Source organism: Klebsiella sp. WP3-W18-ESBL-02 (assembly GCF_014168815.1).
Taxonomy (GTDB): Bacteria; Pseudomonadota; Gammaproteobacteria; order Enterobacterales; family Enterobacteriaceae; genus Kluyvera; species Kluyvera ascorbata_B.
Map to the genome: position 1 here is coordinate 3,200,310 of NZ_AP021972.1, position 11,345 is coordinate 3,211,654.

Below are 11,345 nucleotides of genomic sequence, written 5' to 3' on the forward strand. Positions count from 1 at the left end.
GCGTCGCGGGCCTGTAGGCCCGCTCTTTTCCTTTCCCCCGTTTGGAGCGATGTATGCCAAATCCCGGTATTTCTGCCTCACCGGCGGTGCATCTGTGTTATTACCACAGCCTCGCCGATAGCAATATTCTGCGCCAGATTTGCCTTGGACTGGAAGAACAAGGGGTGCCCTGCCGTCTCCAGCCCTGTTCCCACGACGACAGCGCGCTGGCGTACGCGCGTGCAGCGGCGGCGCGTTCAGCCCTGCAAACCGGCCTGGGGGTTAATGTTAACGGCGAAGTGGTCCTGACCCACCAGCAGTATCCGGCGGACCGCGCGTTGCGTCGCTGCTCACCGGGTAGCTCATCTGCCCAGTGGCGCAATATCGGCGCAAATGCCGGGCAGTTAGTGAAAGTGATCCCGTTTAGCGAGGCACAATAAGCATGTACCGTATCTACACCCGAACCGGTGATAAAGGCACCACCGCCCTGTTTGGCGGCAGCCGAATCGATAAAGACGACATCAGAGTAGAAGCCTACGGCAGCATAGATACCCTGATCTCGCTGCTTGGCGTTTGCCGCGCAGCCAGCGAGAAGCCGACGATTTGCCGCACGCTGCTGCGCATTCAGGAAGAGCTGTTTGTCGTCGGGGCCGAACTGGCCAGCGATGAGCGCGGCGCCGCGCGCCTCAGCCGCCTGATTGCCGCCGAAGACATTGCGCGACTGGAGCAGGAAATTGACCACCATATGGCGGCCACTGGCCCGCTGAAGGCTTTTGTGATTCCGGGTAAGACGCTGGCCTCGGCGCAGCTGCACGTTGCCCGCACGCAGGCCCGGCAGATCGAGCGTACCCTGGTCGCCATGGATCGCCGCAGCCCCTTGCGCGAGGCGCTCAAAAGCTACATGAACCGCCTGTCGGATGCGCTATTTGCGATGGCGCGATTCGAGGAAGGCCCGCTTACTCTTGATGCCGACGTTTAAACTGGCTGACGTCTATCTCAAACTGCTTCAGCTTGCGCCACAGGGTGGTGCGCCCGATATTCAGCAGATGTGACATCTCCTGAACCCGGCCATGGGTGATCCTGGCGGCGTGAATAATCGCTTCCTTTTCAATAGCCGAAATGCTCATCCCGGCAGGGGTCGCCGCGCTGTTGGCCGCCGTACCGGGATGGTCGTTGAATAACCAGCCGGGCAGGTTGCTCAGCCGAATGTGGCCGTGCTCGCTGCTGATGGCAATATTTTCGATAATGCTATTCAGCTCAAAATCATTTCCCGGCCACGAATAGGCCACCAGCCGTGCCAGCGCGTCGTCATCCACCTTGAGCCGGGAGGAAAAGCGCCGCTCCAGCGTGCGCAGCCGGCTGTGAACCAGTGAAGGAATACTGTTACGCCGCTCGCGTAGCGGCGGAATGCTGATTTCAAAGGAGTGCAGCGCATAGTAAAGCTGGCGGCTAAAGCGGTTTTGTTCCACCAGGTTCGCGAGATCCATGGTGGTGGTCGCGATCACTTTCACATCCACCGGGATCAGCCGTCGGGCATCCAGACGCGTCACGACCCCTTGCTTAATGACCTGCAGCAGCACCGATTGCAGCTCCGGCGCAAGATACTCGACTTTTTCCAGAAACAGCGTCCCGCCGGAGGCCAGTTCAAGGCGGCTCAGGCGGCCATTTTCTTCTTCCGTCGCGCTGCTGCCCATAAAGTCTACGCCCAGCGCGTTATCGGCATACAGCTGGCAGTTCACCGCAATAAACGGCCCCGCCGCCCGCGCGCTTTCATTATGAATCGCCTGGGCAATCAGCTCTTTGCCGACGCCCTCTTCCCCGCACATTAACACCGGGAAGCTGCCGCGCGCGGCCTGGCGGCCAAAGTGGATCACGCGGCGGGTTTCCGGGTCGTCCGCCGACATCTGCGCGAAGGTGTGGCTCACTTTGCCTAGCTGACTGGTCATCAGCTGGCGCATTTGCTCAACCGGGTGCAGCAGCAGGATAAAGCTGGTGCCCTGCGATTCGACAATCGGCTTGAGCGTGATGACCGCATCGACAAACTGGTGCTGACTTTCGAAAGTCACTTCTGCGTGGCTTAGCGGCCTGGCGTGCTTGATGGCACGGCGCAGCAGCGCGGGGAGCGTCACCAAATCGCCGATATTTTTCCCCTGGCTGGCCTGACCATCGAGATGCAGCAGGCGCGCCGCCTGAGGATTAATAAACTGTAATATCCCCTGCTCATTCCACGCCATCACCCCATCGTCCATGCTTTCCAACAGGCCGTACATCTGGTTTAGGTGGCGATTCGACTCTGCCAGCAGGCTATCGGTCAGCAGCGAGTTGCCGACTTCTCGGGCCATCGCCAGGGTCAGCGAGAGATCCGCCGCGCTCGCCTCCTGCGTAAGACAGCACAGGGCGATAGAACCAGACAGCCGGCCATGATTGTCAAAGATGGGCGTCGAACAAAATGCCCAGGGGAACAGCGCCTGCTTAAAATGCTGCTCCCCCTGCGTTTTAATCGGCTGCCCCACCAGCGAGGCCAGCGACAGCGCGCAGGTGCCGATGATGCTTTCCGCACAGTAGCTGCCGGGCAGGAAGCCAAGTGCGTCAAGCTGCTCAAGGGTGTCGGGGTGACCGCAGCGGGTGAGAAGGCAGGCGGACTCATCCAGAATAAACAGCGCGCACGGGCGGCTGTCCATATATTCCCATGCGTCTTCCAGCGCCGCCTGTCCGATGGTCAGCAGCGCCGTCTTGCGTCGACCTATCGACTGAAACGTCAGCCCCTGCGCCTGGTGCGGCGTGGTCCAGGTCTCGCGCTGCATCATTTTGCCGCAGCGATGCCAGGACGGCGCGATAAACGACGACGGCGCCGATTCGGCGCGTTGATTCTGCATGGTCATACTCTCTTCTTGAGTGCCGAGAACGGCAAATCCATAAACGCAACAACCCCCGGCGCCGGGGACCGCTCGCCAGGGGGAAAACCACAACGCAGGTGGCACACCAACCGGGTTAACGGTCGGTGGAAAATTTTACTTCGCGGCCAGCCATTCCGCGCCCAGACGATCGGCGGTCAGAATGGCGCCATACACGCTGTCCGGGGTCACCGGGAACGGCATATTGTGAATGGTCTCGCCTTCCGCACAGGTGGCTTTGGCCACCGCGGCAATTTTCGCTTCAATCCCGTCCTTCACGCCCATCTGGGCCAGCGTAACCGGCAGCCCGACCTTCTGGCAGAAGCCCAGCACGGTTTCAATTTCTTCCATCGGGCTGTTTTGCAGCACCAGCTGCGCCAGGGTCCCGAAGGCAACTTTCTCACCGTGATACAGGTGATGGCACTCTTCCAGAATCGTAAAACCATTATGGATAGCATGCGCCGCCGCCAGGCCGCTGCTTTCAAAACCAATGCCGCTCAGGTAGGTATTCGCTTCGATAATCCGCTCCAGCGCCACCGTCACGACCCCCGCTTCGGCTGAGCGACGGGCTTTCTCGCCTTCCGCCAGCAGGGTTTCATAGCACAGACGGGCCAGGTTCAGCGCCGCAGCGGTCGACTGACCGCCCGCCATACTGACCGCATGGGCGTCGTAACAGGCTTTGGCTTCAAACCAGGTTGAAAGCGCATCGCCCATCCCGGAAACCAGCAGACGAACCGGCGCTTTGGCGATAATCGCGGTGTCCATCACCACCATATCGGGGTTTTTCGGGTAAATCAGATACTCTTCAAATTCACCCGATTCGGTATAGATAACCGACAGCGCGCTGGTCGGCGCATCGGTTGACGCAATGGTCGGAATAATCACGACCGGCAGGTGCTGGTAATAGCCGATCGCTTTCGCCGTATCGAGCGTTTTACCACCGCCAATCCCCACCACCCCTTTACAGCCTTTTTGTTTAGCTATTGCCCCAAGACGGTTGATTTCCGCATGGCTGCACTCGCCGTTAAAACGTTCCGCGTGGCAGGTGATACCGTTTTCGTGCAGGCCGTTAAGGACTTTATCGCCCGCCAGCTTCATCACAAAATCATCGGCAATCACAAAAAAGCTGTCCGCCAGATTTTTAGCGTACTGGCCGAACAACGCTGATGCATCAGGACCCTGGAGATATTTTGCTGGAGACTGAATAACTTGTAGCATTCTCTACACCCTCACATTGAACTCGTTTCCATGATGGCGCCTGGCGTTGCTCGCTTCTGCCTTTACGGGAGGGAAGCATCGGCATGGCCGGCGCGGTAGACATCACTTTAGAGCGGGTGCAGCGCAAAAAAATGCTTTGCTATTTCGTTCCACAACGAAACCTAAGCCCGAAATTTTCGTTCCATGATGAAACGCTAACACGCAAAGAGCGTCAGGTTTGCGATCCAGGTCCGGATCGTTCTCACACTATTGTACGCCGTAAAACGCCCTTTCCCGCGGCTTTGCCAGCGCTGAACGAAAAAAAATGCACGCCAACGGCAAAGCGGTCAGCGGCAAATACGCAACGGTGGCGAGAAAAGCTTGTTCAGGCTCTCACTTTTGCGTCCTGTCCGCAAAAAACGTTTCATTAAGAAACATTTCTCTGCAATCAGGTTTCGACTTGAAACTAAAATAAGTGGGGATTTTCTTTTTTCCATGCCAGGCCAGAATCACTCTATCGGCACCCACCTGAATGCCGACCCTACGCGGAGTTGCCCACGGGCGCTCCACATCACATCCAGCGGAGTACACATAATGAAAAAACTGATTAACCGTGTGGAAGAGGTATTAACGGAACAACTGGCCGGGCTGGCAAAAGCGCACCCGTCACTGAAATTGCATCAGGATCCGGTGTACGTGACCCGCGCCGATGCGCCGGTCGCCGGGAAAGTGGCGCTGCTCTCCGGCGGCGGCAGCGGCCACGAGCCGATGCACTGCGGGTTTATCGGCCACGGTATGCTGAGCGGCGCCTGTCCTGGCGAAATTTTTACGTCGCCAACCCCGGATAAAATGTTCGAATGCGCGATGCAAATTGACGGCGGCGAAGGCGTACTGCTGATTATTAAAAATTACACCGGCGACGTGCTGAACTTTGAAACGGCCACTGAACTGCTGCACGAAAGCGGCATTAAGGTCACCACCGTGGTGGTGGATGATGACGTCGCCGTGAAAGATAGCCTGTATACCGCCGGGCGTCGCGGGGTCGCCAATACCGTGCTGATTGAAAAACTGGTCGGCGCGGCGGCTGAACGCGGCGACAGCCTGGACGCCTGCGCCGAGCTTGGCCGTCGGCTCAATAACCAGGGCCACACGCTCGGCATTGCGCTGGATGCCTGCACGGTACCGGCAGCGGGCAGGCCGTCGTTCGAACTCAATGATAATGAAATGGAGTTTGGCGTTGGGATCCACGGCGAACCCGGTATTGACCGCCGCCCCTTCACGTCGCTTGATGACACCGTGGACGCCATGTTCGCCACGCTGCTGGAAAATGGCCAGTACAGCCGCACGCTGCGTCAGTGGGATACCGTCAACGGCAGTTGGCAGGAAGTGACCCAGAGTAAACAGGCGCTGCAAAAAGGCGATCGGGTGATTGCCATGGTCAATAACCTCGGCGCCACCCCGCTTTCTGAACTGTACGGCGTCTATAACCGTCTCGAAAGCCTGTGTGGTGAAGCCGGGATCGTCATCGAACGCAACCTGATAGGCTCCTGGTGTACCTCGCTGGATATGTCAGGTTTTTCCATCACCCTGCTGAAAGTAGATGAGGATATTCTCACTCTGTGGGATGCCCCGGTTCATACCCCTGCCCTCAATTGGGGTTGCTAAGGAGATCTGCAATGTCACTGAACAGAGAAAACATTGTCGACTGGCTGTATCGCTGCGGCGAAATTTTCACCACCCAGTGTGACTTTCTGACCGGCCTGGACCGTGAGATAGGCGACGCCGATCACGGCCTCAACATGCACCGCGGTTTTAGCAAAGTCGTCGAAAAACTGCCGTCTATTGCCGACAAAGACATTGGTTTTATTCTTAAAAACACCGGCATGGTGCTGTTGTCTAACGTCGGCGGCGCCAGCGGGCCGCTGTTTGGCACCTTCTTTATTCGTGCCGCACAGGCTACTCAGGCGCGGCAAAGCCTCTCGCTCGACGAGCTCTATTTGATGATTCGGGAAGGCGCAGACGGCGTCGTCAGCCGCGGCAAGGCGGAGCCGGGCGACAAAACCATGTGCGATGTCTGGCTGCCGGTCGCCGACTCGCTGCGGCAATCCAGCGAACAGCATTTGTCGATCGACGCTGCGCTGGACGCAGCCTGCGACGTGGCGCAACGCGCCGCACAGTCCACCATTACCATGCAGGCGCGCAAGGGCCGTGCCAGCTATCTGGGGGAGCGCAGCATCGGCCATCAGGATCCGGGGGCGACCTCGACGCTGTTTATGGTGCAAATGCTGGCCGCTGCGGCAAAAGCCTAAGATAAAGGATAAGGCGATGGTAAACCTGGTAATCGTATCTCACAGCGCCCAACTGGGCCAGGGGGTCGGGGAACTGGCCCGCCAGATGTTAAGAGGTGATGGCTGCAGGCTGGCCATCGCCGCCGGGATTGACGATCCCGACAACCCTATCGGCACTGACCCGATTAAGGTCATGGATGCCATTATTTCGCTCGCGGACGCCGATGCCATTCTGGTGTTGATGGATATTGGCAGCGCCTTAATGAGTGCAGAAACGGCCCTCGATCTGCTGGAGCCTGAGATCGCGGCGAAGGTACATTTGTGCCCGGCTCCGCTGGTTGAAGGCGCGCTAGCCGCTGCGGCCAGCGCCGCAGGCGGCGCGAGTATCGACAAAGTGATTTTTGATGCACAGACCGCGCTGCGGGCCAAACGCGTTCAGCTTGGCTTCCCCGCGCAGGAGACGGAGGACGACGCCGCGTCGGGCGAAGAGAGCGACTTCAGCGACGCACAGTCTATTACCGTTGAAATTCAGAACCCGAATGGCCTGCATGTTCGTCCGGCGGCCCGGCTGGTCGAAGGGCTTGGCGGTTTCAACGCGGCGCTGCTGCTCGAAAAAGACGGCAAATGCGTGAATCCCGACAGTATCAATCAAATTGCCCTGCTGAAGGTTCGCTGCCACGATCGGGTACGTCTGATTGCCAAAGGCCCGCAGGCGCAGGAAGCGCTGGCGGCGTTTCGGGCGCTGGCAGAGGATAATTTTGGCGAACGCCTGGCGGCTATAGCACCTCCGGAAGACCGCCCGAGCACGCCGTCTACGGCAAGCGGCCAGGTCCTGCACTATCAGCCTGCCGCCTACCCGGTCGTACGTACGGCAAATGGGCGAGCAGAAGACGAATTTCGCCGCCTGAAAATCGCCGTCAGCCGTACCTTAGACGATCTCGCGGGCCTCACGGCGCTGGCGGCCGAAAAATACGCTGACGATATTGCCGCCATTTTCGCCGGCCACCAGACCCTGCTCGATGATCCGGAGCTGATGAAAGAGCTGGAACAGACGCTGCGTGAACAGAAGTGCAGCGCAGAATGGGCCTGGCAACAGACGATGAGCGCACTCAGCCAGCAGTATCAGGCGCTGGACGATGCCTATCTTCAGGCACGGTATATTGACGTCGACGATATTCTGCACCGCACCCTCGGGCACCTGCTCGATGCCCCCGACAGCGCGCCAGCGCTGCTGCATCGCACGATCCTGATTGCGGATGATATCTACCCTTCCGTGGTGCTGCAGCTTAACGCTGAAAACACCGCTGCCATCTGCCTGCGGCAAGGCAGCCCGCTGGCTCACGGGGCCCTCATAGCCAGACAGGCCGGTATTCCCTGGCACTGCCAGCAAGGCCCGGCTTTCGACACGCTGCGCAACGGCGACCCGTTGACGCTTAATTTCACGCTTTAATCTCCCCGGCAATGTTCTGCGCAGCGCGCTGCGCAGGCTTGCTACAGCCAAAATTCAGGAATCTGTTATGTCGCAATTTTTCTACAATCAACGCGAAAACCTTGTTAATGACGCTATCGAAGGGGCCATTATCGCCAGCCCGTGGAATAACCTGGCCCGTCTGGAAAGCGACCCGGCCATTCGCATCGTGGTGCGCCAGGATTGGGATAAATCAAACGTCGCGGTGATTTCCGGCGGCGGTGCCGGCCACGAGCCAGCGCATACAGGTTTCGTGGGTAAAGGTATGCTGACGGCGGCGGTGTGCGGCGACCTGTTTGCCTCGCCTAGCGTGGACGCCGTGTTGACGGCCATTCAGGCGGTCACCGGCGATGCGGGCTGCCTGCTGATTGTTAAAAACTACACCGGCGACCGTCTTAACTTCGGACTTGCCGCCGAGAAAGCCCGCCGTATGGGCTACAAAGTGGAAATGGTGATTGTCGGCGATGACATCTCATTGCCGGATAACAAACACCCGCGCGGTATTGCCGGTACTCTGCTGATCCACAAAGTGGCCGGTTATTTTGCTGAAAATGGCTACAACCTGGACACCGTCACCCGCGAAGCACGGCTGGCGATGGCGCGCGTGTTCAGCATCGGCGTGGCGCTGGCAAGCTGTCACCTTCCCGCAGATCCGAATGACGGCGTGCGGCATCATTCCGGCCAGGCCGAACTGGGCATGGGGATCCACGGCGAACCGGGTGTCAGCATCGTCGACACGCAGAATAGCGTTGAGATTGTACGCATGATGGTAGACAAAATTCGCGCTGTGCTACCGGATACCGGGCGGCTGGTGCTGATGCTGAACAACCTCGGCGGCGTGTCGGTCACGGAAATGGCGATTATCACCCGCGAGCTGGCGCACAGTGCCCTTGGCGCCCGTACCGATTGGTTAATCGGCCCGGCAGCGCTGGTCAGCGCGCTGGATATGAAAGGTTTCTCCATCACGGCAATGGTGCTGGAAGAAAGCATTGAAAAAGCGCTGTTATCAGAAGTCAGGACCGCAGGCTGGCTGCCGCCGGTGCGGCTGCGCGCGCAGCGTACTCAGCCCTGCGCCATTCGCAGCGCCCGGGTAGAATTTACGCCGTCGGAAAATGCGCTGGCGGGCCACTATGTTGAAACCGTTACGGCAACGCTATCGGGCCTTGAAGCCGAGCTGAACGCGCTTGATGCCAAAGTGGGCGACGGCGACACCGGCTCTACCTTTGCCGCCGGCGCACGCGAGATTGCCCACCAGCTGCATCAGCACCGCCTGCCGCTGGCACAGCTGGATACGCTGTGTGCACTCATTGGCGAACGCTTAACGGTGGTTATGGGCGGTTCCAGCGGCGTGCTGATGTCAATTTTCTTCACCGCCGCAGGCCAGGCCATTCACGAAGGCCAACCCTTCGTCGCGGCCCTTCAGGCGGGCCTGACGCAGATGAAATTTTACGGCGGCGCCGACGTAGGCGATCGCACGCTGATTGACGCGCTCCAGCCCGCACTGGAGGCGCTGGCCCAGCAGCCAGACAATCTTAGCGCCGCCTATCTGGCGGCACAGGCTGGCGCCGACGCCACCGTCCACGCCACCCGCGCCAATGCAGGCCGCGCATCTTACCTGAACAGTGACAGTCTGGCGGGCAATATGGACCCGGGGGCACACGCGGTGGCCATGGTGTTTAAGGCGCTGGCGCAGCGGTAGTCGGGAGAGAAAATGGGCACCCGCATGGAGCAGCGGGTATTTTATTCTTTCGCAAACAATTGCTGAATTGTACGTACATAAACGCGGGACGATAAATATCGTACCCGCGTGAGTTAATCATAAAGGGCTGAACGGCCAGGCATAGCCCGACTGTTCGGTTCGATATTCCATCGATAACGACATCAGTAGATGTATTTTGTGCCCTATCGCGCTGACACCTACCTTGCTCTGGTGATACTCATTTTTTATTGAATTGTTCAAATGTGACATTGTACAGAAACGGTTTAAATTCAGGTCATAAAAAGAAGACGACCTGGCTTTATGGTGGTTGAGAGGCCAGTAAAGAGGCCTCTCAGTACGTACATAAACGTTAATAATATCATTATGTTGGTTGAGTGTACCTGAAGATAGTTTAGAGATAATAAGCTTCTCTATTTACAGGCATGCCGCAAGATTGATACGCGTTCAATTATTCACTACTGATATTAACGAAAAATACGTTTGCATATATCATCAGATTATAAAATCGAAAACAGGGCTCAAACTTTATGGCAAGCCGGGGTATATTTAACCCAAAAATCTTTCCCATGCAAAACGCTTTTTTTGTAGACTCTATAACCCAACGAAAACGCCCATAACGCAGCTGCTTCTGGATCATCAAATGATTTCATAACAGAATGTTCAATCAGAACGCTGGCTTTATTATTATTCTCAACAATATATGCTGTCTTTATCATATCCGACACCTTTATTTAGTATTGATTATCTACAACCTGACGCTATCACCGACCTTGGCATTCTCACAAGGAATATTAATATTCCATTTTTTATGGTGTGGAATTGATATAATCAGTACCCAATTAAAGTTTGCATTAAATGAATTTATTTAAAAATTTAACGATATCGAACATTTGGTAAGGCATATGAATATCAAAATATACCGTTCAACAAACCACGAAATCCACTATCTTATGTCATACATAGGTGGTTGTATGGAAGTGATGAGCTTTATTTATCTCTATAAAGCGTTGATAGGGTTTATGACGTCAAACATGGTATTTGGTATAACATCGCTTGTAAAATTCAGTTTTGACTTTGAATCTGTTTATCATATTTTAATCATTATTATATGGCTTGTGATAAGCGCCATCCATCAACTTATCGAATATAAATACATCAGTAAAACCAAAAGTCCGTGGCATGTTTATGCTATAAGTCTTACGCTAAATTGCTTTTTAATGATTGCATTTATCGCGCTGGGGAATTATATGTTTACGCATGAATTATTCACAAACCATCCAACGATAAAAGTAATGCCGCTAGTAACCATCGGTCTTATTTTTATGTACATACAGAATTTCATCATTAAAAGTGGCGGCACCAAACTCCCGACGTCGACTTCTGTTGTCACATCCGTTTATATACTGATGATAACCACGTTATGCCAATCGTTTCTGAAAAACAAAAACAAAGAAAGGACAAGGTTAAGATTTGAAAGTTTGCATTATTTCCTTGTGATTCTGCATTTTTTCATCGGTGCATTTATTACTGCGATATTAAATAAATACATTCATTTTTATGCACTTATTATTCCATCAGTGGTATTAATAGCATTTTGCATTAAAATCTGGTCGTTGCACATGTCCAAAGCTGCATAGTGTGCATCATCTTTAATATATTGTTGCAGTCAGAGCCCGATGGCAGTTATGCAAAGCACAACTGCCATCAGCGAACAGCGAACAGCGTCGTTATCATGCTCAGGGGATAAACCTGACAATCAGGCCCGTCACTTCGCCTGAAGAAAATAGGCTTATTCTGTA

The 11,345-nt window shown here is 55.7% G+C and carries 11 protein-coding genes; 8 read left to right on the forward strand and 3 right to left on the reverse strand.

Going from position 1 to position 11,345, the window contains the following annotated elements; genetic code table 11:
• The first annotated feature begins 53 nt into the window (after positions 1-53).
• The gene (locus H7R56_RS15390; protein WP_106928713.1) at positions 54-419 is read left to right on the forward strand and encodes a glycerol dehydratase reactivase beta/small subunit family protein; all 366 of its coding nucleotides are present in this window, start codon (positions 54-56) and stop codon (positions 417-419) included.
• A gap of 2 nt (positions 420-421) precedes the next feature.
• Positions 422-958, forward strand: a complete 537-nt coding sequence (locus H7R56_RS15395; RefSeq protein ID WP_106928715.1) for a cob(I)yrinic acid a,c-diamide adenosyltransferase — start codon at positions 422-424, stop codon at positions 956-958.
• Here H7R56_RS15395 and dhaR read toward each other — a convergent pair.
• Both dhaR and H7R56_RS15405 read right to left on the reverse strand, forming a co-directional pair.
• Positions 936-2,861: a dihydroxyacetone kinase operon transcriptional regulator DhaR gene (gene dhaR / locus H7R56_RS15400; protein WP_106928717.1), complete on the reverse strand. Its 1,926-nt coding sequence runs from the start codon at positions 2,859-2,861 to the stop codon at positions 936-938. The genes H7R56_RS15395 and dhaR overlap by 23 nt on opposite strands.
• A gap of 129 nt (positions 2,862-2,990) precedes the next feature.
• A complete protein-coding gene (locus tag H7R56_RS15405; protein WP_106928720.1) occupies positions 2,991-4,091 on the reverse strand; it encodes a glycerol dehydrogenase in 1,101 nt (366 codons plus the stop codon).
• Between the two features lie 83 nt (positions 4,092-4,174).
• Between H7R56_RS15405 and H7R56_RS15410 the strand changes: the two genes are divergently transcribed.
• From H7R56_RS15410 to H7R56_RS15430, 5 genes are all read left to right on the forward strand, one after another.
• Entirely contained in the window at positions 4,175-4,501 is a 327-nt protein-coding gene (locus H7R56_RS15410; protein ID WP_146145727.1) for a hypothetical protein, read from the forward strand.
• 163 nt (positions 4,502-4,664) lie between these two features.
• Positions 4,665-5,735, forward strand: a complete 1,071-nt coding sequence (gene dhaK, locus H7R56_RS15415) for a dihydroxyacetone kinase subunit DhaK (protein WP_106928722.1) — start codon at positions 4,665-4,667, stop codon at positions 5,733-5,735.
• Between the two features lie 11 nt (positions 5,736-5,746).
• Complete coding sequence (gene dhaL, locus H7R56_RS15420; protein ID WP_106928724.1) at positions 5,747-6,379, forward strand: dihydroxyacetone kinase subunit DhaL; 633 nt, start codon at positions 5,747-5,749, stop codon at positions 6,377-6,379.
• Positions 6,380-6,395: 16 nt separating this feature from the next.
• Positions 6,396-7,808: a dihydroxyacetone kinase phosphoryl donor subunit DhaM gene (gene dhaM / locus H7R56_RS15425; protein ID WP_106928726.1), complete on the forward strand. Its 1,413-nt coding sequence runs from the start codon at positions 6,396-6,398 to the stop codon at positions 7,806-7,808.
• Between the two features lie 67 nt (positions 7,809-7,875).
• Positions 7,876-9,525, forward strand: coding sequence for a glycerone kinase (locus H7R56_RS15430; RefSeq protein WP_106928728.1), 1,650 nt, complete (start codon positions 7,876-7,878; stop codon positions 9,523-9,525).
• 539 nt (positions 9,526-10,064) lie between these two features.
• Here the strand turns inward: H7R56_RS15430 and H7R56_RS15435 are convergent.
• The gene (locus tag H7R56_RS15435) at positions 10,065-10,262 is read right to left on the reverse strand and encodes a hypothetical protein (protein WP_106928730.1); all 198 of its coding nucleotides are present in this window, start codon (positions 10,260-10,262) and stop codon (positions 10,065-10,067) included.
• Between the two features lie 234 nt (positions 10,263-10,496).
• Between H7R56_RS15435 and H7R56_RS15440 the strand changes: the two genes are divergently transcribed.
• Entirely contained in the window at positions 10,497-11,183 is a 687-nt protein-coding gene (locus H7R56_RS15440; RefSeq protein WP_223878952.1) for a DUF1275 family protein, read from the forward strand.
• Positions 11,184-11,345: the final 162 nt, after the last annotated feature.